Source organism: Methylophilus sp. 5 (genome assembly GCF_000515275.1).
GTDB lineage: Bacteria > Pseudomonadota > Gammaproteobacteria > Burkholderiales > Methylophilaceae > Methylophilus.
This window is the reverse complement of record NZ_KI911560.1, coordinates 1,191,213-1,213,261: the sequence shown is the minus strand read 5'-3', so window position 1 is coordinate 1,213,261 and position 22,049 is coordinate 1,191,213. Positions and strand designations below refer to the sequence as shown.

Sequence of the window (22,049 nt, the reverse complement as noted above, 5' to 3'; positions counted from 1 at the left end):
AAAATGCATGCGTTAACTGATCTGGTAAATTCTATGCATATTCACATCCTTGGTATTTGTGGCACTTTTATGGGCGGCATTGCCGTACTGGCCAAAGCGGCCGGGCATCGTGTCACCGGGTGTGATGCCAATGTTTACCCCCCTATGAGCACGCAGCTTGAAGCGCAAGGTATCGAGCTGGTTGAGGGGTTTGACCCCGCGCAAACTAGCCTTAACCCCGATATTTATGTGATTGGTAACGTGGTCACACGCGGTAATCCTCTGATGGAAGAAATCCTCAACCAGGGCTTGCCGTATATTTCTGGCCCGCAGTGGCTGGCCGAAAACGTGTTGCAAGGTAAGTGGGTATTGGCTGTCGCGGGTACGCATGGCAAGACGACCACTTCTTCCATGCTGGCCTGGGTGCTCGAATATGCAGGCTTGGCGCCTGGTTTCCTCATCGGCGGTGTGCCGGAAAACTTTGGTGTCTCTGCCCGTTTACCACAAACACCTAAACAAGACCCAGCATCGGTTTCACCATTTTTTGTGATTGAGGCCGACGAATACGATACCGCTTTTTTTGATAAACGCTCAAAATTCGTGCACTACCGCCCACGCACGGCGGTGCTGAATAACCTGGAGTTTGACCACGCCGATATTTTTGAAGACCTGGCGGCGATCGAGAAACAATTTCATCACCTGGTGCGCACCGTGCCGCAACAAGGTCTGGTGGTTGCTAACCAGCAGGACAGCCTGGACCGCGTGATTGCACGTGGCTGCTGGAGTGGCCTGGAGCGCATAGACACTGCCACTGGCTGGCAAGTGCAAAACGTTGATGCCCAAGGCCGTTTTGATGTCTACTTAAATGGTGAGCGCCAGGGCAATGTGAGCTGGGAGTTGCTTGGTGAGCATAACCGTAGCAATGCGCTGGCAGTGATTGCTGCTGCGCGTCATGTCGGTGTCGCGCCCTGTGTCGCGATTGAAGCATTGAGCGAGTTTAAAAATGTGAAGCGGCGCATGGAGGTCAAAGGCGTTATCAACGAGGTGACGGTGTATGATGATTTTGCCCATCACCCGACGGCGATTGCTACCACAGTAGCTGGCTTGCGTGCCAAAGTGGGCGCGGCCAGAATTTTGGCCGTGCTGGAGCCGCGCTCTAACACCATGAAGCTGGGCGTGATGAAAGACGCCCTGCCCGACAGTCTGCGTGATGCCGATGCGGTGTTCTGTTATGCCAATAACCTGGGTTGGGATGCGGCGGCGGCATTAGCCCCCATCCAGCACAAAGCGCAAACGTTTGATGATTTGGGCCAGTTGGTAGCTGCCGTCACCGCCGTGGCAACACCGGGCGATCATGTGCTGGTGATGAGTAATGGTGGTTTTGGTGGTGTGCACCAAAAACTGTTGCAGGCCTTGCAGGGATAAGCAGGCAGATACCCGATGGGTTTTCGCAATGGCTTGAGTCAACGTTCACCGCTGGTATGGGCGTTATGGTTTTCGCTACTGGCGCATGCGGTGGTGTTGACGCTACATTTTCAACCTGAACTCAAAGCGTTTAAAGACCAGATTCCTTCATTGCAGGTGATGCTGGTCAACAGCAAAACGCGCAGTGCCCCCCAAAAAGCGGATGCGCTGGCGCAAGCCAATCTTGATCGTGGTGGCAATACCGACGAAAAGCGGACCATGAAAAGCCCGTTGCCTAGCGTGCAACAAATACAGGCTGCTATGCCGCACGCGGCCCAGGCCACGCTACCATCGGCAACCACTGCCGCCAGCCCACAAGAGACGGAGCTCGTGCGCGAAAAACAGCGTGTGGCCCAACTGGAGCAAGAGGCGCAAGCGCTGTTAACACAGTTAAAAGCCAGCCAGGCGGTGACCAGTTTGCAGACGCCGCCGTTGTCACAGCCGCATCCGGCCACCAGGCAGCAACCACCCTCCCAGCATGTGCTGGTGCAAGCGCAGCCGCAAACGGCGGCCATGCAAGAGATGGCCAAACTGGAAGCCCTGATCGCCAAGCAGCAAGAAGAGTACGAGATGCGGCCCAAGCGCCAGTTTGTTGGCGCACGTACCAGAGAGTACCGGTTTGCCAATTATGTTGAGCAATGGCGACAGAAAATTGAGCGGGTTGGTAACCTTAATTATCCGCAAACGGCCATGACACAAAAGCTTTATGGCAAATTGCAAATGACCGTTTCAGTCAAAGCCGATGGTAGTATAGAGAGTATCCGTATCCATCAAAGCTCCGGCCACCGGATATTAGATGAATCTGCACGCCGCATTGTCCAGCTGGCTGCCCCGTTTCCGGTTTTTTCGGAAGATATTCGCCAGGATACCGACGTACTGAGCATTACGCGTACCTGGACTTTTAGCAGAGATGCCCAACTCTCCACCGAATAAGGGCTGCCTTCGGTAAGAGGCTTTACAAGGTAATCGTTATGACCGTTAGTCACTTTCAATATCACGTCTTTTTTTGTCTTAACCAACGCGAAAATGGTGAAGACTGCTGCATGAACAGAGGCGCCGAGGCCGTGTTTGACTACATGAAAAAGAAAGTCAAACAACAGGGCCTGGCCGGTGCAGGCAAGGTACGCATCAATCGTGCCGGTTGTCTTGATCGCTGCGCCGAGGGGCCGGTGATGGTGGTGTACCCGGATGCCGTGTGGTACACCTTTGTCGATGAAAGCGACATTGATGACATTATTGAAAGCCACCTGCAACAAGGCAAGGTGGTGGAGCGCTTGCTGGTTTAAGGTGGCTACATGCTAAAAGTGTGGTGCAAACGCCTGGTTATAACCGTATTACTAGCCTGCTTGCTGGCAGGCCTCGGTGTGGCTGCCTGGATCTGGCAACCTTATGACAAAACCGCCTGGCGCGTAAAGTTGCCGCTAGGCAGTGGTGTGCAGGTGCGTGTGTTACCTATGCTGATGTTGGCCACCTCTCCGGCTGGCCGCTGGTTGCTGGATAAAAAAGGCTTTAGTCTGCACCAGGGCGATATCCGTTTATACGATGATGATGGCTTGCGCGTGCATTGCCAGCACTGCTGGCTGGAGGCTAAATCGGTTAGTGACCAGCCGCTTATGCTGGACTCGGTTGAACTGTGGTTAAAGCTCGATGGCCAGCAATTAACTGGCTCTTTGCTGGCAGATGCGGCGGAAAATCCGTTCAAGATTTATTTTGATGGCACGGTCAACATGCGTAGCTTGCGATTACGCTGGACCTTGCCTACCACGCCGCTGGCAAGCTTGTTAGCGCCTTTGCGCCAGTATTCGACCACAATTGCACAAGCTAAGGTGGCAGGTGTGCTAACCGCCGAGGGCACGCTGCGCTGGCCCAGGCAGCGCTGGAGTGCGCAACCGCAGCTGGCGCAATTACAGGTCAGCGGCCTTGACTTAAGCAAAGTGACGACGGCGTTGGTGCAATACGATTGCCCGCTGCTAGATGAACAAAAGCACCCGGAAAAAGTGCATTGGCTAAGCTACGATAAAATGGGCCGCTGGTTGCCCATGGCGACCATTATTGCTGAAGATGCCGAGTTCAGGCACCACCCCGGGTATGCCATCACACAAATGCAGCAGTTGCTCGGCAAAGAGAGCGCCGACAAAGCGGTGGGTGGCAGCACCATTACCCAGCAAGTGGTCAAATATATGTTCACCAATGGTGAGCGTACCTGGAAGCGAAAAATAGAAGAATTGCTCTATGCAGTGCAACTGGAAAACACCCTAGATAAAACACAAATTCTTAACCTGTATTTGAATACGGTCGATTTGGGCCCCAGTTTGTGTGGGGCACACGCTGCGGCAAACTATTATTTTGGTTTAACGCCGATGCAACTGAATCCGACGCAGGCCGCCTGGCTGGCCGGGATTATCCGTAACCCGCATCGCGCCTGGAAGCAGCAGTTTGTGGCGCAGCAGCCAGATATGCGGCGTGCTGAAAGCATTTTGCACTATATGCCGGAAAGTGCACGCAAGCAGCCGGGTAGCCTGAATTTTCGTGCGCCAGCAGCCAAATAAACTACAATAGCATCTTGTTCATCTTTCATTAGTGAGACGACTGTTTTGTCTACGCTCAAACTCAATAAATCCCCCGCTGCTGCTGATCAAAAACGCGAGAAAACGGTCAGACAGAGGTCACCAGAGCTGCGTGATCGTACTAAAGCCCCTGTTGTTAAAAAACAACTGAGTGCAGAGATACAGCCAGAGGCTAACCCGCAAACCCAAACGCCGCGTAAGGATAAAACCTTTAAAGATAAAGCCCCGCGTAAACCTGCAGGTAAGCCAGCCTATGCAGGTGGACGTTCATCTGCATCTACGTCTGGCCGTGGTGAAAAACCGCGCGACAACGCCCGCCCGTTTACTGAAAAAACGTTTACCCGCCCAGCAAGCAGGCCAGTACAGGCCGCGCCAGACAGCGACTTGCAACCACGTTTATCTAAAGTGATGGCAGACCGTGGCCTGTGTTCACGCCGTGAAGCGGACGACTGGATCGTCAATGGCTGGGTTAAGGTCAATGGTGACATTATCGAAACATTAGGCACACGCATTGAACCGGATGCCGAGATCGTGATTAGCGCTTATGCCAAAGAGCATCAGGCAGAAACCGTGACCATTCTGTTGCACAAGCCGGTTGGTTACGTCAGCGGTCAGGCCGAAGATGGCTATGAGCCTGCCGTTGTGTTATTTAATCCTGACAATCAATGGTCAGAAGATAGCAGTGGCATTGATTTCAAGCGTGGCCATTTACGAGGCCTGGCCCCGGCAGGCAGGTTGGATATTGATTCCACCGGTTTACTGGTACTCACGCAAGATGGCCGGGTTGCACGCAAGCTGATTGGCGATGACTCCAATGTAGAAAAAGAATATCTGGTGCGTGTAGAAGGCCAGCTGAGCAATAATGGCCTGGCGTTATTAAATCATGGCCTGAGCCTTGACGGCGTCACACTCAGACCTGCCAAGGTCTCCTGGCAAAATGAAGAACAATTGCGCTTTGTGTTACGTGAAGGCCGTAAACGGCAGATTCGACGTATGTGTGAGCTGGTAGGTTTACACGTTGTTGGGTTAAAGCGGATTCGGATTGGTAGTATCAACTTAGGTAAGTTGCCACCGGGGCAATGGCGGTATTTGGGAGAGCATGAGCGGTTTTGACGTCATTCCAGCTTAGGCCGGAATCCAGGCGTGGTGAGATTGCAATAAAAGGTTGTTTTTTGCGGTAGTCGTAGTCGTTGTAGGGTGGGCATGGTTGCCCACGCGGTTGTGGATGTTTGTTAGGTTGCGTTTCGCCTTTTCGGCGAGTTACTTTTCTTTGTTTGCCCAAAGAATAAGTAACCAAAAGAAATGCACCCCAGCTTCCGCTTGTTTCCTGCGTTGCTCGTCAAAATAAGCGGTCACGAAACTCAACCTAGCGGCCTGCACAAAACGCAGGCCACCGCGGGATTCGAACAGTCGCTCCCTTCCTCCTTATTTTGCCTGTGCTACTCGGCGCGGCAGATGGGGACCCCGAGTACCTACTGAGCGCAACGATTGGTGATTTTAATAAACGAATATGGTTTTTGAACCGTCCAAACTGTGGCGATGCTGCTCAAATGAGAAGAATCCCATTCCATCACGCTGAGTAGCGGAGACGAAGTGGGGGTATTCGGCCATCGGCTGTTTGAGTTCCGCAACAAGCCACGTTTTGTGTGGCTTGTCAGGGCGAGTTTCGATGGACGCCCACTTTGTTGAGCAACGCAAGGGAGCCGTAGGCCGTGATGGCTGGGTGCCCTCTTCTTTGGTTACTTTCTGAGGGGCAAGCATCAGAAAGTGACTCGCCGAGAGGCGAAAAAGTAAGATTCAATATAATGATTATTTAGGAGCCATAATGGGATTATTCGATAGCGTCGCCGGTGCCATGATGAACAAAGTCATGGGTGATAAAGGCCCCCTGGCAACATTGGCCATGGAGTTGTTTCAGCAATATGGTGGGTTGCCCGGCATTTTGCAGGCACTGAAAAATGGTGGTTTAACTGAGCAGGTGGATTCCTGGGTTGGCACGGGCGCTAACCAGAATGTCAACGCGCAACAAATCGGTGCTGCATTAGGCAGCTCTGTGTTGGCCGGGCTTGCGGGTAAGTTGAATATGACATCAGATGAGCTGACTGGCAAAATTGCCGAGCATTTGCCAGATGTCGTGAATCAATTGACGCCGAATGGTGCAGTGGAAAATAATCCGGCACTGATCATGTCGCGCTTAATGGGTATGCTGAAATAAATAAAGCGGGCATTTGCTCGCTTTATTGTTTGGCTCACTGTCTTATCGTACGCAATATTGCGCGCGATACGCTTCAATCGCCGGGAAATATTGCGCCAGGTTGTCGTTGCCTTGCAAGTAGGCAAACAGGTCGGCCAGTTTGGCGATGCTGACCACCGGCATCTGGTTGGTTTGCTCCACTTCTTGCACGGCAGATAATTCACCCAAGCCTTTTTCCTGACGGTCTAAAGCAATGCTCACGGCGCAAGGCGTGGCGCCAGCGTTGCGAATCAACTCTACAGACTCGCGGATAGAGGTGCCTGCCGAAATCACGTCATCAATAATCAGCACGCGGCCTTTGAGTGTGGCGCCGACTAGCGTGCCGCCCTCGCCATGGTCTTTGGCTTCTTTGCGGTTGTAGGCGTAAGGGTAATTTTTTCCCATACGCGCAAAGGCGACGCTGATGGCCGTGACCAGCGGAATACCTTTATAAGCGGGCCCAAACAGCATGTCGAATTGCAAGCCAGACTGTAGAATGCTGTTAGCGTAAAATTCGCCCAGTTTGAGCATGCTTTCGCCATCGTCAAACAGGCCAGCGTTAAAAAAATAAGGGCTCAAGCGCCCGGCTTTGGTTTTAAATTCACCAAAGCGTAATACCTGTTTCTGGATGGAAAAAGCAATAAAATCGGCACTGAGTGTGTTGGCAGTCATTTTTAAAAGCAGAAAGTATTTAAACAATGCGTATTATAACCTTGAACCTCAATGGCATACGGTCGGCCTGTAACAAAGGCTTTTTGCCATGGCTGGCCAATAGTGGCGGCGATATTGTGTGCTTGCAGGAGCTCAAAGCACAAGCAGCAGACATGCAGCCCGAGATGTTGCAGCCACCTGGTTACCACGGCTATTTTCACTATGCTGAGAAAAAAGGCTATAGCGGTGTTGGCATCTATAGCAAGCAGCCTGCGGATAAAGTCATTATCGGGCTTGGCCATGCGCATATTGATGCTGAAGGCCGTTATCTGGAGTGTCAGTACGGCAACCTGAGCGTGGTGTCTTTATATCTGCCCAGTGGTTCCAGTGGCGAAGAGCGCCAGCAATTCAAGTTTGAGGTCATGGCTTTATTTTTACCGCACCTGGAACAATTGGTCGCTTCTGGCCGTGAAGTGGTGATTTGTGGTGACTGGAATATTGCGCACCAGGAGATTGATCTCAAGAACTTTAAAGGCAATCGCAAGAACTCTGGCTTTTTGCCAGAAGAGCGCGCCTGGATGACCGACGTACTGGGGCGTGTCGGTTGGGTGGATACTTATCGTGGACTTTATCCAGATACCACCGATGAATGCTACACATGGTGGAGCAACCGCGGCCAGGCCTGGACCAAAAATGTAGGTTGGCGCATTGACTATCAACTGGCAACGCCAGCCTTAGGGGCGAAAGTAGTGGCAGCCAGTGTCTACAAAGCTGAACGCTTTAGTGACCATGCGCCGTTAACGGTAGATTATGCAGACTGATCACGCATGACCGAACAGCGCACTTTCTGGACGCTGGTCATTGCTGCTGCGGCTATTTTGGCCGTGACCATGGGCATACGCCAGTCGTTAGGCCTGTTTGTGTCGCCACTCAACACCAGCACCGGGTTGGGCATTGTGGCCATTAGTTTTGCCATGGCTATCGCCCAGTTTACCTGGGGCCTGGCGCAGCCACTGTTTGGCATGCTGGCGGATCGCGTGAGTGCGTTTAAAGTCATTGTCATTGGCACGCTGTTACTCGCGGCGGGGTTAGCGCTCACGCCGTTTGTGAGCTCACAGGCTGGCCTCATTTTTTCTATCGGTTTGCTGGCAGCCGTCGGCGCCGGTGCCGGTAGTTTTTCTATTTTAATCGGTGCCGTTGCGGCCAAATTGCCTGCCGAGCGCAGGTCATTTGCGGCAGGGTTTATTAACGCTGGTGGGTCCTTTGGCCAGTTTGTATTCGCACCCTTGTCACAGGCATTGATTCATTCGTTTAACTGGATCAATGCCATGCTGATACTGGCATGTGCGTCGCTGTGCAGCATTGCCATGGCGTTGCCCTTGCGAGACAAGCCAGGCGCCAGCAAACACCCATCGGCAAAAGTGGATGAAGGCATCACACTGGGACAGCAATTGCGCATCGCCTTTAAAGACCGCAGCTATTGGTGCCTACATATTGGCTTTTTCACCTGTGGCTTCCATATCGCCTTTTTGGTCACGCATCTGCCGGGTGAAGTAAACCTCTGCGGCTTGACGCCAACAGTGGGTGCAACCTCACTCGCCATTATTGGCTTATCCAACGTGGCTGGCAGCTTATATGCGGGCTGGTTGGGGCAAACCAGGCGTATGAAAATGATTTTGTTCTGGATGTATGCGTTACGCGCTATTGCAGTCGCTGCTTATCTGGCGGCGCCTAAAACACCATGGACGTTTTATCTGTTTGCCGCCGTGCTGGGATTCACCTGGCTCTCAACCGTGCCACCCACCGCCGGATTAGTCGGCAAGTTATTCGGCCCGCGCTATCTGGCCACTCTGTTTGGATTCACCCTGCTCAGCCATCAGATTGGCGGCTTTTTTGGTGCCTGGCTGGGTGGGTTGGTGTTTTATGCCAATGGTAGTTATGTGTGGATGTGGTGTGGGGATATTGTTTTAGCTGTGTTGGCGGCGGTGGCGAATTTGCCGATTCGGGAGGCTAAGCCAGCGTTGGTGTAGCGCATGCGTGTGGGCGTTTACTCTGTCATTTTGGCGTAGGCGTGGTTTGATTGCGATAAAAGGTTATTCTTTGATTCGTCGTCGTAGGGGGCGGCATTGAGGCCCACATGTTTATGGTTGTTTGTTAGGTTTCTTTTCGCTTTTTCAGCGAGTTACTTTTCTTTGCTTGCCCAAAGAACAAGTAACCAAAAGAAATGCACCCCAGCTTCCGCTTGATTCCTGCGTTGCTCGTCAAAGTGGGCGTCCATCGAAACTCGTCCTGACAAGCCACACACTTCGTGGCTTGTTGCGGAGCTCAAACAGCCGATGGCCGAAAACTCCCACTTCGCCTGCGCTACTCGGCGCGGCAGATGGGGGCCCCGAACACCATGCGACTGCAACCGTTAGTGAGCTGAAGAAAGAAAAAAGAATCTGTTTTTTGAATCGTCCAACTCTCAATGATGTTACTTAAATGAGATGAATCCCATTCCATCACGCTGAGTAGCGGAAACAAAATAAGAGAAGAGGGAGCGACTGTTCGAATCCCGCGGTGGGCTGCGGGGTTTGCAGCCCGCTAGGTTGAGTTTCGTGACCGGCTTATTTTGTTGAGCAACGCAAGGAAGCCGAAGGCCGTGATGGCTGGGTGTCGTCCTCTTTGGTTACTTTCTGGGGGACAAGCACCAGAAAGTGACTCGCCGAGAGGCGAAACGAGTCGTCATAACAACTAACAAATGTTGGTGTGTCGAGTAATGCTGGTTGTGAGCAATTAATTAGCGTTCTCGCCAAGGTGCCACTTTAAACAACAGCAACATCCCCGGAATCGCCAGCAGAGTGCACACATAAAAAAACCGCTCCCACCCGAGGCTTTCCACCATGCCACCAGTCAGCGCGTTAAATACCGAGCGTGGTACAGCAGATAAGCTGGTAAACAAGGCGAGTTGTGTGGCGGTATACGCCGGGTTAGTTTCACGTGCCATATAGGCGACATAGGCTGCGGTGCCTAGACCAACGCCAAATGCTTCAAAGCCAATCACAAATGCCAGCATGCTGCGCTCGGCCGCGCCGATTTCTGTAAATGGGCCGCTTTGTGCCAACCAGGCAAAGCCGAGGATAGATAACGCTTGAACCACGCCAAATACCCATAAGCCACGATTGATGCCTAATTTGAGCATCCACAGGCCACCTACAAAAGCCCCAGCAATTTGCATGAGCAGGCCACTGCCTTTGGCGATGGCGCCAATGTCGGTTTTGCTAAAGCCCATGTCTATGTAAAACGGGGTGGCGAGTGCGGTGGCCATGCTATCACCCAGTTTATACAGTAGGATAAACAGTAATACCCACAGCGCGTGTTGCCAGCCGTTGCGTTGCATGAATTCTTTAAAGGGCTCTACGACTGAGGCGAGCAAGGTTTTGGGGACGCTGACGATGGCAGGCTCTTGCGACCACAGGGTAAAGCCGATGCCCGGCAACATAAACAGGCCCACAATGATGAAGACTTGTGACCATGGCAGGTGATCGGCGAGGATGAGCGCCAGTGAGCCGGGCACCAGGCCTGCAATGCGGTAGGCGTTGACGTGTATGCTGTTGCCAAGGCCAAGCTCTTGATCACTTAAAATTTCACGACGGTAAGCGTCAATGACAATATCCTGGCTGGCGGAAAACAGCGCGACCAATGTCGCCAGTGTGGCGACCATGGTGATGTCTTGTTGCGGTTGAAACATGCCCAGGCTGATGATGCTGGCCAGTAGGGCCAGTTGCGTGGCCAGAATCCAGCTGCGGCGACGGCCTAGCGACTGCAATAAGCTGTATCTATCCATCAGCGGTGCCCACAAGAACTTCCAGGTGTAGGGCAATTGTATAAAGGCAAAGGCGGCGATGGTTTTGAGGTTAAGGCCTTCACTGCGTAGCCAGGCGGGCAAGAGTTGCAGTAGCAGGTAAAGTGGCAAGCCGGAGCTAAAGCCTAAGGCCACACACATCAGCATGCGGCGCGTAAACAGGGTTTGTGCGATGGTCATGCCCGCATTGTAAACGCTTTTATAAAGCGGCTAATATTAGCGCAAAAAAAAGCCAACCCTTGCGGGTTGGCCACACTCGGAGATCAATGGTAAAACAATAGAAAACATGGCATCAGTGAACGCGCGGGCGCATGTGCGACACGCAGCCACTGACGCCATGTTGACTAAACTACAGGCTTAACACCCACTGGACGATGGTTTTGATATCGTCGTCCTTTACTTGCGGGCTGTTAGGCGGCATGGGCATTTCGCCCCAGACGCCACCGCCACCGGTTTTGACTTTTTGTACCAGTTTGGCTTCAGCCGTTTTATCGCCTTTGTATTTGGCGGCGACTTCTTTATAAGCCGGGCCAACCACTTTTTTGTCTACGCCGTGGCACAGCAAGCAGCCGCTTTTTTGTGCCAACGCTTCAGCGCCACTGCTTGCAACTGCGGAGGCAGTCATCGCGAGTAACGCTGTTGCCAGCAATGTTTTGTTAAATAATTGCATCAGAGATCCTCTTTTATAAACTGAATACGTTCATGCCACCGCCACCAGGCGCGGCGTTGTATTTGGTCAGCTCTTTGTAACCACCCGCTGCGCCTAAACCATCGGTATCGTTAGTCAGGCCAAGGTTCATCGCCACGCCTGCCCAGCCACCAATGCCAGACAGCACGCCGACGTATTGCTTGCCTTTGTGGCCGTAGGTGATCATGTTGCCGACCACGCCTGAGCCGACCTGGAATTTCCACAGTTCTTTACCGGTTTTGGCATCGAGTGCTTTTACCCAGCGGTCCAGCGTGCCGTAAAACACCAGGTCAGACGCAGTCACTAATGCACCACCCCAGGCAGAGAATTTCTCTTTGTTGTACCACTGGGTTTTGCCTTTTAAACCGTCCCAGGCCATAAAGCCACCCATTACACCGTCCGGGCCAGCAAACATGGTCAAGGTTGCGCCTACCCATGGTTGGCCAGCCACATATTTGGATTCAACCGGCTCATAGGTCATGCACACATGGTTAAGCGGCACGTAAAAGGTTTTGTTTTTTGGTGAGTAAGCCGCGGGTTGCTCGTCTTTGACACCTAATGCAGATGGGCACACGCCTTTGGCGTTGTAGTCCTGGTGCGTGGAGTATTTTGCATCTTTGACCGGGATGCCGGTTTTCAGGTCGATCTTGCTGGCCCAGTTAACGAATGGATGCATTTTTTCGGCCACCAGCAAGGTGCCGTTGGTGCGGTCAAAGGTGTAGCCAAAACCGTTACGGTCAAAGTGTGAGGCCAGTTGTTTGCCATTGGCTTCCCACAAAATGATCTCGTTCATGCCGTCGTAGTCCCACTCGTCATGTGGCGTCATCTGGTAGCCCCAGCGTGCCATGCCTGTATCGAGGTCGCGGGCAAAAATCGTCATTGACCATTTGTTGTCGCCTGGGCGCACGTCCGGGTTCCAGGTGCCTGGGTTGCCGGTGCCGTAGTACATCAGGTTCAATTTAGGGTCGTAAGAGTACCAGCCCCAAGTTGGGCCGCCACCGTTTTGCCAGCCATCTTTCTGCTGCTGTGGTTTCAGCCAAGTGCGTACACCCAGGTCTGCTTCAGGATATTTTAATTGGGATTTATCCAGCGGCTTGAAGGAGCCGCCTTCTTTGTTGCCGCCGTTGACATCCTGATACACAGACAATGCACTGTAATGCGGGTTTTCCTTGTTGAAGTCTTTGCCTATCAGCATTTCGCTGTCAGCACCTGTGCTGTAAGCTTTCCAGGCCAGGCTGCCATCTTTGATGTTGTAAGCAGAAATATGGCAACGCACACCGAATTCACCGCCAGAACAGCCGGTCACGACTTTGTCTTTAAAAACGTGAGGTACGTTGGTATTGGCTGAGCCCATTTTTGGGTCATTCACTTTAACGTCCCACAATTTGGCGCCAGTTTTGGCATCCAGGGCCACTAATACACCGTTGTTTTGCTGCAGGAATATCTTGCCATCGCCGTAGCCCAGGCCTTTGTTCACGTTGTCGCAGCACAACACAGATTGCACATCCGGGTCTTGCTTGGGGAAATAAGACCAGGCAATTTTCTGGTTATCATCCAGGTCGAGTGCGTATACGTTGTTTGGGAACGCGGTGTGGATATACATGGTATTGCCAATCACCAGTGGCGCACCTTCGTGACCACGGTTGACGCCGGTGGCAAATGTCCACGCCAGTTTCAGTTTTTTGACGTTACTCTTGTTGATTTGTGACAAACGACTGTAACCCTGGTTGGCATAATCCTTACGTGCCATTGCCCATTGGTTATCGTCTTTCATCATGGCGTCCAGTTCAGCGTTGGCCCATACGCTGGTGCTGCCGGCTAGCATCATTGCAGTGATGGCGAGCTTGATTTGGTGTTGCATACATACCTCCAAAATGGTGTGTTTGAAGCTGGAATAAGTGGTCTTGCGTGACAGTCAACAAACGCTTCTTTTGTGACTGCTGACGATTGATTGCAACGCCTGTGCCAACCTTGCTAACTATTTTGGAAAATAGAAAAAATGAATTAAAATCAAATGCTTATTTATGTGTTCTAGTTGGCGTGATCATGGCTGAGGCAGTGGTAACTGTTCAGTGGTGTGTCAAACTGGTACAGTTGTTCAATCGGTGATACAGGTGTTCAGGCAGTCATGTCCAAGTTTTCTCAATCTACTTCACAGTCAGCATTACCGGCCATGCGTGACGATCAGCTTGCCATTGCTGAGGCGATTGAACGCTCCTGGCGGCGCTGCATGGTCAAAGGGGTTGATGAGCAGGCGCCGGCCCATGATCAGATCATTACGGCCCAGGAGTTAACGCAGCGACTGGAAAAAAATCGTTTGCTACTGGCGCATGCCGAGCCAGAGATGCTGACCTTGAGTGAGCAAATTGCACATACCCGTAGCCTGGTCATTTTGACCGACAACGAAGGCGTTATTTTGCGCACCATGGGCGAAGGCGTCGCGCAAGGGGATGTGCGTGCTTCCTTGTTGCCTGGTGCGTCATGGAGTGAAGAGCACCGTGGCACCAATGCGATCGGCACGGCGCTGGTAGAGCGCGCGCCTATCAGTGTGCAAGGGGCTGAGCACTTTATGGCTTATCACCATTCATTGAGTTGTTCTGCCGTGCCTATTTTTGCCGCCAACAACCAGCTGGTGGCTACCCTGGATGTGTCCAACGATTTGAATCAGCCTCAGCAACACACGCTGGCGCTGGTTAAAATGGCCGCACAAATGGTAGAAAACCGCTTGTTCCATGCCATGGTAGAAGGCGATATTGGCGTGCATTTTCATGCCAGGCCAGAGTTTATTGGCACCTTGTGGGAGGGCTTGGCCTTGTTTGATGACACTGGTTTGCTGCGTGCGATTAACCGCAGTGGCCAGTTTCAGTTTGGGCTGCCTTTGGATGAAGATGTGCTGGCGAGCAGGCCGGTTAAGTTTGATGACATTTTTGATGAGTCCTGGCTCGCTTTTAAACAGCGCGGTTTAGGCGCAGATTTATTATTCCCACTCAGATTGCGTAATGGTGCGCCGCTGTTTGCACGTGCGTCGGCACGCGCGTCAAGCCGCAAGCCTGCCATGACACAACCACGAGAATCAGCCGCCAGCCTTGAGTTGCTCGACAGTGGCGATCCACAACTGAAATTGGCGATTACACAGGTTAAGCAAGTATTAAATCGTGAGATTCCGGTCTTGGTGCTGGGTGAAACTGGGGCGGGTAAAGAGCTGTTTTCGCGTGCTATCCATGATGCCAGCACACGGCGCGAACGCCCTTTTATTGCTGTGAATTGTGCGGCATTGCCAGAAGGCCTGATTGAGGCGGAGTTATTTGGCTATGAAGAAGGCGCTTATACCGGCGCCAAGCGCAAAGGCAATCTCGGCAAAATTCAGCAGGCTGACGGCGGCACGCTGTTCCTAGATGAAATCGGCGACATGCCTTTATCGTTGCAAGCGCGATTATTGCGTGTGTTACAAGAGCGTAGTGTGACGCCACTGGGTTCTAGCAAATCCATCCCTGTGAATTTTATGCTGATTAGCGCGACCAACCAAAAATTAAAAGATAAAGTCGCCTCGGGTGAGTTTCGCAGTGATTTGTATTACCGTATTAATGGCTTGACGGTACAGTTGCCAGCCTTGCGCCAGCGTAAAGACCTGCAGCGATTAATCAGCCTGATTTTGCAAGTAGAACAGGCAACCAATAGTGACATAGACACTGAAGTCATGGCACTGTTTGCGCGGCATCCATGGCCTGGCAATGTGCGGCAATTGCATAATGTATTGCGCACCGCGGTAGCACTCGCAGACGGTGCTTTGATCGGCTTGCAGCACTTAACGCAAGATTTTTTGGATGAGCTTTATATTGATGCGACGGTAGAACCGCTTGCAGCGCCCATGTTAATGACGTTAAAAGCGCAGTCGGATGAAGCGATCCGGTTGGCAATGCAGCAGCAGGCGGGCAATATCTCTGCCGTGGCGCGCCAGCTTGGCATGAGCAGAAATACATTGTATCGCCGCTTGAAAGCGTTGAATTTGAGTTAATCAACTGCCCAAATACTAAAAAGCCCCGGCGCAATACCGGGGCTTTTTTTCATGGCGTTATGATAGTAGGTATTATTTGCTGCGACGACGTGCAACCGCGCCCATCACACCCAGGCCCAGCATCATCATGGCATAGCTGTCAGCTTCTGGCACTGAGGACACAGAAGCGACCTGGTCAACCTGGAAGGCCAGTGCTTGTGAGAAACCAGCGCTGAAATTTAAGGTGTAAGAGGTGACCGGTGTAGAAATGCCGCTCAAATCCCATGAGTAGTAGTAATAGTCATCCACAGTGCCGGTATTCACAAAGTTAACCAATGTGCCTGCGATTGCCTGGCTACCACCGTTGTAGCTCAGTGTAATCGTGTAGGCTTCACCACCGAATGACGCATTGAAGTCATTGACGATGCCTTGGAATGCCAAAGCGCTGATGTTGTTTGAAACAGTGTTGTCAGTGAATGTCAGGTTACCGTCACCATACAAACCAAAGCCAGCCGGGTAGTAGCTACCGGATACCTGAGTCAGCAATGCGTCGCCGGAACCTGCCACGTTGCCTTCGGTGCCTGCGGCCAATTGCGCTGCTGTTAATGGGGTGGCTGCGCCAGTGTCATCAACGCGGTTGCGGTTGAGCTGGTTCCAGCCGTCAAATGAGACTGAGTCAGCCACATCTACAAAGCTGCTGTAAGTGGTGTTGGCTTGTGCCAGACCAGTGATTGCGAACAGGCTTGCACCAATAGCGATGCTTAAATATTGAGCTTTCATTTTACTAACTTCCTTTTTGAGTAATTATTAATGACTGGCGTCTTTAATACGCGCCAGAATCTTTTAACTGGCTGCGTTACTCACAAACGTCTTTACCATGTATTCCCACATTGATGATAATGGGAATGATTATCATTATCAATAAATAATGGATGGATGTCAATACATCTATTATTTTTAATCGGTGGTCTTTGGTGAGCGATTGGGCGACATGTGAGTTGCGCCCTATCGGTAGGCGTAGATATTCGTCAGCCAGTGTAGGCCGCGAATATAGGGTAATTATTTGATGTGAAGGTGGTTAGGCGCTGTATTTTCGCAGGCGATACATGGCCAGATTGCCCATCAGGTTAGGCAGTAAGTGCACATCCTGGCCGCCAGTGATGACCTTGCGTTCAATCACCTGAATCTGGTGCTGCACGCAAAAATCGTCAAAATCATTGATGGTGCACAAGTGCACGTTTGGGGTGTCGTACCACTGGTAAGGCAGGCTTTTAGACACTGGCATGGCACCGAATGTAATCTGCATGCGGTTGCGCCAGTAGCCAAAATTGGGGAAGGTCACAATCACTTCGCGGCCGACGCGCAACATCTCTTGCACAATGCTTTCGGTGTTATGCATGGCTTGTAAGGTTTGCGACAAAATGACGGTATCAAACGACTGGTCTTCAAAGCCAGACAAGCCTTCTTCGAGGTTCATTTGAATCACATCGACACCATTTTTGAGCGCAGCCAGCCAGTTGCTATCATCTTTTTCAATGCCATAACCGGTGGTTTCCAGCGTTTCGTGCAAATGAGTCAGCAAGGTGCCGTCACCACAACCTAAGTCTAGCACTTTGGCTTTGGTATTGATCCAGTTTGTAATTAATGCAAAATCTGGACGAATATTTGTAATATTTGCATTAATCATACTTTAACTTGCTCCAGATACGCGCGCATGATGTTGTGATAATACGGGTCAGGCATTAAGAATGCGTCATGACCGTGGTCTGAGGTCACCTCGGCATATTTTACCGGTAGGGCATTATCAAGCAGTGCTTTGACAATTTCACGCGAGCGTGCGGGTGAAAAACGCCAGTCGGTGGTAAAAGAAATCACCACAAATTTGGCCTGGGCACGGCTCAATGCTCTGCTTAAATCACCTTCGTAATCCAGCGCCGGGTCAAAGTAATCCAGCGCGCGCGTCATGCGTAAATAGGTGTTGGCATCAAACTCACCGGCAAACTTGTCGCCTTGATAGCGCAGGTAAGATTCCATTTCAAACTCGACATCAAAGCTGTATTTCACATCGCCATGACGCAGTTTGCGGCCAAATTTTTCGCCCATGACGTCGTCAGACAAATAAGTGATATGGCCCAGCATACGCGCAATGCGCAAGCCACGCCGCGGTACTGTGCCGTGGTTGTAATAATCGCCGTCAAAAAACTCGGGGTCGGTAATAATCGCCTGGCGTGCTACTTCGTTAAACGCCATGTTTTGCGCGGTTAAGTTAGGCGCAGAGGCAATCACAAACGCATGGCGTACACGCGCTGGGTAAACGATGTTCCAGTGCAGCGCCTGCATGCCACCCAGGCTGCCACCAATCACGGCTGCTAATTGCTCAATGCCTAAATAGTCAAGTAAGCGGGCTTGTGATTCTACCCAGTCTTCGACGGTGACTACCGGAAAAGTGGCGCTATAGGGCTTGTCTGTGAGCGGGTCAACGCTGGAAGGGCCGCTACTGCCATGACAGCCGCCAAGGTTGTTGAGGCCAATGACAAAAAACTTATTGGTGTCTAACGGCTTGCCAGGGCCAATCAGGTTATCCCACCAGCCTGGATATTTATCGTCTGCCGAATAGCGGCCAGCGACATGATGGTTGCCCGACAGGGCGTGACAGATCAGCACGGCATTGGTTTTAGCCGCGTTGAGTTCACCATAGGTTTCATAGGTCAGGTGGTATTGTGGCAACACGGCGCCGCTTTTCAGGGTGAGCGGCTGGGTGAAATGCGCGACCTGCGCTTTGACGATACCAACAGAATTCGATTCAGACATGCTGCAATTATACTATGCAGCATGCCAAACGGCGAGATGGGGCGTGGCTTGCTTTTAGGAGGGTGTTGCTGACAAGCATCCCAGTAGTGCAGGCAAATCAGAGACTGACGGAATGGTTGCATCAGGCTCTACCGCAGATAGCCGGGTGTAGGTTTCGCGGTATTTGCCGGTTTTGACCAGCACGCCATGTAGTCCGGCATCTTGTGCGCCGCCGACATCGGCATCAATATCATCGCCTACCATCACCACTTCATGCGGTTTGAGGCGCAAAGCATCAATCGCCATATTGAAAAAATGGTGCGAAGGTTTGCCCATGAGCATGGCTTTGGTGTTGCTGGCGTATTCCAGCCCGGTGACAAAGGCGCCTATGTCCATCTGCAGGCCGGTTTCGGTTTGCCAAAAACGGTTTTTGTGGATGGCGATTAATTGCGCACCATTCACCAGGCAATGAAACACCTCATTGAGCAACTCGTAAGACCAGCGGTCGCCAATATCGCCAATCACCACATAATTGGCCGCCGTTTCTGACTGGTCAAAGCAGGAAAAGTCTTTTTTAACATCGTCTGCCAGCAACAGTTTGCACAACGGGTTGGGCTGTTTTTTAAGGTATTGAATGGTCGCTTGTGGTGCACTCATGATTTCTTCTGGCACTACATTGAAGCCAAGCGCACTAATTTTTTGCTGCAATGCCGTGAGTGATAGGGTGCTGGTATTGGTGACAAAGCGCACGGCGATGCCTGCCTGGCGAATCTTGGCTACCGCCTCAATGGCGCCGTCAATTGGCTGTTGCCCGATATAGAGCACACCGTCCAGGTCAAACAGCACCGCTTTGATTGAATTAAAGTTAAACATGGTCGACCTTTCACTACACACAGATAGACTGCTAGCAGCAAAAATCGTGCGCAATGCGCATGCCCTACTTTTTAAACGGATACATTAGTTGTTGCCAGTAGCCGTTTGGCACCGGATGGCCGCCGATGCCATAACCGCTTGGCCATTGATTTTTAGGCATGTAATAAGTGCCAAACAATTTGTCGAACAGCGGGAAGTGAATGGAAAAGTTGACGTCAATCGCTTCTTTTTCAATGCCATGATGCCAATGATGGAAGCGCGGTGTGACGATCAACGGTTTCAGCCACTCCACATTAAAGCGAACATTGGCGTGCACAAAGGTGGCGTTGAGGTAGACCAGCAAAATATAGAGATGCAAGGCGCCTTCAGCAAAACCGAGCACATACATCGGCACTACGGTCATGCTGCGCAAACCGATAATTTCTACAATATGCATGCGTGAGCCTGCCAGCCAGTCCATCTTTTTGGCAGAGTGATGCACGGCGTGGAAGCCCCACAAAAAAGGGATTTGGTGAAAAGCGCGGTGAAACCAGTACTGCACAAAGTCGGTTAAAAACATGATTTCAATCACTTGCAGCCACAGTGGCTGGCTGGCGATGGCTTGTCGCATACTGGCCCAATCACCGGTGTAGTGCAAAATGGTCATCGAAGGCGCTAGCGTGAACAAGGTCAGTGTTTGCACAAACACGCTGCTGATTAAAAAATAAAACAAATCCTCACGCCACTCGTCACGGAACAAGGGTTGCTGGGTCAGGCGGCCAAACAGTTTCTCCAGCGGAATAAACAAAAAGCCAGTGAGCAAGATATTGAGCACAAACCAGTCCAGGCTAAGAGCAACCCCGCTGGTGCGTGTGGCCTGTGCATCTATGGTTTCGGCAATGGTGATGGTGAGCAGCACCAGAAAAATGGCCGTAAAGCCCAGCACACGATTGCGACGTAACACCAGGTTGCTGCAAGCGAGCAAAAAGCTGGCTAATAACAAGGCTTGAACGATGATTGTGAACTGCGGCAAGGCGTAGAGCGGTGACAGCATCTGGGTTGAAAACACACCTTGCAAACGTTCGCCCAGTAACAGGCACAGGCTGGCGATACCAAGCACTAGTGCGGCCACTCCGCTTAACCAGCCTGAGCCAAAGTGCCTGGCCTCTTCTGGTGCCTCCAGGTCGTTGCGGATCGCCAAGCGTAATTTCTGAATCATGTATTGCCCCCTTGGATAATTTTTAAGTTAATTTTATTGATTATTATTGTTCTGTCACAGGTGTCAGCCATTGCGCTAACGTGACTCGCGGATTGCCACCCAAATCATGCTGGGTTTGAATCTGTTGCAGGCCTGCCGTATGCAGCAGTTGTTGCACCGCGTCGGCCTGATTGTAGCCATGTTCCAGCATCAGCCAGCCACCTGCATTCAAGTAGGCTGGCGCTTGGGCAACAATCTGCCGGATATCCTGCAGGCCATCTGCACCAGAGGCCAGTGCACTCATGGGCTCAAAACGCAAATCGCCTTGTTGCAAATGCGGGTCACTGCTTTCGATATAAGGCGGGTTGCTGACGATGAGGTCAAACTTGCTTGCTGGTAATGCAGAAAACCAGTGGCTGGCAATGCATTGCACATTGTTGAGCTGCAACGTTGCTGCATTTTCCGCTGCGACGGCGAGTGCAGCCGCTGACGCATCTACCGCAACCACCTCACAGCTTGGTGTATGCTTGGCAATCGCCAGTGCAATGGCGCCGGTGCCAGTGCCCAGGTCTAACACGCGCATGCGGCCGTTGATTTTTTCTAAGGCGGCCTCGACCAGCGTTTCGGTATCCGGGCGTGGAATCAGCGTGTCTGGCGTGACTTTGAGCGCGAGCCCGAAAAACTCGCGTGAACCTAAAATATGCGCAACTGGTTCGCCTTGCAAACGGCGTTGTAAGAGTGACTCTACCTTGGTGATAGGCGTGTCAGCCAGGCTGTCAGTCGCGTGTGCAATCAACCAGGCACGGTTCACATTCAGCACATGCATCAATAATATTTGCGCTTCCATACTCGCCTCATCGGGCGGGACAAACTGCGCCAACTGTTGCCGGGCCGTTTGTAGCCATTGTTGTACGGTGTGCGACATCATCACCTGCCCCCGGCCGCTTTGCGCAAGGCAATCGCCGTGGCATGGCCTTGTTTGGCCGGATGGCGCACCGCATGGCGGATTACCCATTTCAGGTCTTTGTCGGCATTTGTGAGCCAGCGCTCACATACTTCAAATGCTACTGCCGGATGGTCTTTGGCAATATCGCCCAAATGATTCGCTACGCTGCGACGCACATACAAACTCGGGTCATTTTTTAGTGCCTCTAGTATTGGTAACACTGGCGTCGGGTCGGCAATCAGTTGCGGAATGCGTGCGCCCCACGGCAAGCGGGAGCGACAACCTTCAGAACACAAACGTCGCACATGCGGGTCTGGGTCGTTCAGCCACAGCGTGAGTTGCTTCAGTGTGCGCTCAAAATCGTGTATCAAAAACGGGCGGATCGAAAACTCTGCTGTAAAGCGGCGCGTCAATTCATACTGTGCGCGCATCGCCGCCTCAAATGGATCTTCGCCGCCGTTGTGCTGCGCATCACGGCCATAGTCGGCAATAAAGCGTGTATGTGGCAAGTAGAAAAACACACTTAAGCCTAAGCGCTCGGTATGCACATTGGGTGGTGTGAGCGTGTTGAGTAGAATCTCTGTGGCGTCTGAAAACTTGGCTGGCAGCGTCGCTTTTAAAGCCGCCGCAATATGCGCCGACCTATCCATAAAGCCTAATGGTGCAATATTGGTAAGCGCTAACTGTTTAAAGGCTTGCCCATCAAAAGCACTGTGCACCAGGCCAATGTTATGGGCCAGACAATCAATGGCTTCGCTATCCAGCAAAAACTTGATTGGGTTATCTTTTTGTATGCTGCGAGGAGCGCTAGGAAGGCGGAAGTTCATTTCAAAAGTTATTAAG

The 22,049-nt window shown here is 51.8% G+C and carries 20 protein-coding genes; 9 read left to right on the top strand and 11 right to left on the bottom strand.

Annotation, left to right across the window (positions count from 1 at the left end; all coding sequences use genetic code 11):
• The first annotated feature begins 33 nt into the window (after positions 1-33).
• From mpl to METH5_RS0105735, 6 genes are all read left to right on the top strand, one after another.
• Positions 34-1,404, top strand: a complete 1,371-nt coding sequence (gene mpl / locus METH5_RS0105760; protein WP_029147614.1) for a UDP-N-acetylmuramate:L-alanyl-gamma-D-glutamyl-meso-diaminopimelate ligase — start codon at positions 34-36, stop codon at positions 1,402-1,404.
• Positions 1,405-1,419: 15 nt separating this feature from the next.
• Positions 1,420-2,376: an energy transducer TonB gene (locus tag METH5_RS0105755; protein ID WP_029147613.1), complete on the top strand. Its 957-nt coding sequence runs from the start codon at positions 1,420-1,422 to the stop codon at positions 2,374-2,376.
• Positions 2,377-2,414: 38 nt separating this feature from the next.
• On the top strand, positions 2,415-2,729 hold the full coding sequence (locus METH5_RS0105750; RefSeq protein ID WP_029147612.1) for a ferredoxin: 315 nt from the start codon (positions 2,415-2,417) through the stop codon (positions 2,727-2,729).
• A gap of 9 nt (positions 2,730-2,738) precedes the next feature.
• Positions 2,739-3,992: a transglycosylase domain-containing protein gene (locus METH5_RS0105745; RefSeq protein ID WP_029147611.1), complete on the top strand. Its 1,254-nt coding sequence runs from the start codon at positions 2,739-2,741 to the stop codon at positions 3,990-3,992.
• Between the two features lie 45 nt (positions 3,993-4,037).
• Positions 4,038-5,123 carry a pseudouridine synthase gene (locus METH5_RS0105740; protein ID WP_029147610.1) on the top strand — a complete coding sequence of 362 codons (1,086 nt, stop codon included), beginning with the start codon at positions 4,038-4,040 and terminating at the stop codon, positions 5,121-5,123.
• A gap of 712 nt (positions 5,124-5,835) precedes the next feature.
• Positions 5,836-6,225 carry a YidB family protein gene (locus METH5_RS0105735; protein ID WP_029147609.1) on the top strand — a complete coding sequence of 130 codons (390 nt, stop codon included), beginning with the start codon at positions 5,836-5,838 and terminating at the stop codon, positions 6,223-6,225.
• A gap of 42 nt (positions 6,226-6,267) precedes the next feature.
• Here METH5_RS0105735 and pyrE read toward each other — a convergent pair whose 3' ends face one another.
• Positions 6,268-6,915, bottom strand: coding sequence for an orotate phosphoribosyltransferase (gene pyrE, locus METH5_RS0105730; protein ID WP_029147608.1), 648 nt, complete (start codon positions 6,913-6,915; stop codon positions 6,268-6,270).
• A gap of 26 nt (positions 6,916-6,941) precedes the next feature.
• Here pyrE and METH5_RS0105725 point away from each other — a divergent pair, with 26 nt between their 5' ends.
• Together METH5_RS0105725 and METH5_RS0105720 are read left to right on the top strand one after the other, a co-directional pair.
• Positions 6,942-7,715, top strand: a complete 774-nt coding sequence (locus METH5_RS0105725) for an exodeoxyribonuclease III (RefSeq protein ID WP_029147607.1) — start codon at positions 6,942-6,944, stop codon at positions 7,713-7,715.
• Positions 7,716-7,721: 6 nt separating this feature from the next.
• Positions 7,722-8,924, top strand: a complete 1,203-nt coding sequence (locus METH5_RS0105720) for an MFS transporter (RefSeq protein ID WP_029147606.1) — start codon at positions 7,722-7,724, stop codon at positions 8,922-8,924.
• Positions 8,925-9,673: 749 nt separating this feature from the next.
• On the opposite strand, the gene METH5_RS0105715 is transcribed toward METH5_RS0105720, so the two are convergent.
• The 3 genes from METH5_RS0105715 to METH5_RS0105705 all read right to left on the bottom strand — a co-directional run bounded on the left by METH5_RS0105715 (position 9,674) and on the right by METH5_RS0105705 (position 13,287).
• On the bottom strand, positions 9,674-10,918 hold the full coding sequence (locus METH5_RS0105715) for an AmpG family muropeptide MFS transporter (protein WP_029147605.1): 1,245 nt from the start codon (positions 10,916-10,918) through the stop codon (positions 9,674-9,676).
• A gap of 169 nt (positions 10,919-11,087) precedes the next feature.
• Positions 11,088-11,408, bottom strand: a complete 321-nt coding sequence (locus METH5_RS0105710; protein ID WP_029147604.1) for a c-type cytochrome — start codon at positions 11,406-11,408, stop codon at positions 11,088-11,090.
• 13 nt (positions 11,409-11,421) lie between these two features.
• On the bottom strand, positions 11,422-13,287 hold the full coding sequence (locus tag METH5_RS0105705; protein ID WP_029147603.1) for a methanol/ethanol family PQQ-dependent dehydrogenase: 1,866 nt from the start codon (positions 13,285-13,287) through the stop codon (positions 11,422-11,424).
• Positions 13,288-13,554: 267 nt separating this feature from the next.
• On the opposite strand from METH5_RS0105705, the gene METH5_RS0105700 reads away from it, so the two are divergent.
• Positions 13,555-15,441 (top strand): sigma-54-dependent Fis family transcriptional regulator, encoded by a 1,887-nt coding sequence (locus METH5_RS0105700; RefSeq protein ID WP_029147602.1) that lies wholly within the window; start codon positions 13,555-13,557, stop codon positions 15,439-15,441.
• 72 nt (positions 15,442-15,513) lie between these two features.
• Here the strand turns inward: METH5_RS0105700 and METH5_RS0105695 are convergent, their stop codons facing one another.
• The 7 genes from METH5_RS0105695 to METH5_RS0105665 all read right to left on the bottom strand — a co-directional run bounded on the left by METH5_RS0105695 (position 15,514) and on the right by METH5_RS0105665 (position 22,033).
• A complete protein-coding gene (locus tag METH5_RS0105695) occupies positions 15,514-16,200 on the bottom strand; it encodes a PEP-CTERM sorting domain-containing protein (protein WP_029147601.1) in 687 nt (228 codons plus the stop codon).
• 298 nt (positions 16,201-16,498) lie between these two features.
• On the bottom strand, positions 16,499-17,107 hold the full coding sequence (gene metW, locus METH5_RS0105690; RefSeq protein WP_029147600.1) for a methionine biosynthesis protein MetW: 609 nt from the start codon (positions 17,105-17,107) through the stop codon (positions 16,499-16,501).
• Complete coding sequence (locus tag METH5_RS0105685; protein WP_029147599.1) at positions 17,104-18,231, bottom strand: homoserine O-acetyltransferase; 1,128 nt, start codon at positions 18,229-18,231, stop codon at positions 17,104-17,106. The genes metW and METH5_RS0105685 overlap by 4 nt, the downstream gene beginning before the upstream one ends.
• 54 nt (positions 18,232-18,285) lie before the next feature.
• Positions 18,286-19,083, bottom strand: a complete 798-nt coding sequence (locus METH5_RS0105680; protein ID WP_029147598.1) for a TIGR01458 family HAD-type hydrolase — start codon at positions 19,081-19,083, stop codon at positions 18,286-18,288.
• A gap of 64 nt (positions 19,084-19,147) precedes the next feature.
• On the bottom strand, positions 19,148-20,281 hold the full coding sequence (locus tag METH5_RS0105675; RefSeq protein WP_029147597.1) for a sterol desaturase family protein: 1,134 nt from the start codon (positions 20,279-20,281) through the stop codon (positions 19,148-19,150).
• Positions 20,282-20,324: 43 nt separating this feature from the next.
• Complete coding sequence (prmC, locus tag METH5_RS0105670; protein WP_029147596.1) at positions 20,325-21,185, bottom strand: peptide chain release factor N(5)-glutamine methyltransferase; 861 nt, start codon at positions 21,183-21,185, stop codon at positions 20,325-20,327.
• Between the two features lie 2 nt (positions 21,186-21,187).
• Entirely contained in the window at positions 21,188-22,033 is an 846-nt protein-coding gene (locus METH5_RS0105665) for a DNA alkylation repair protein (RefSeq protein WP_029147595.1), read from the bottom strand.
• Positions 22,034-22,049 lie beyond the last annotated feature (16 nt).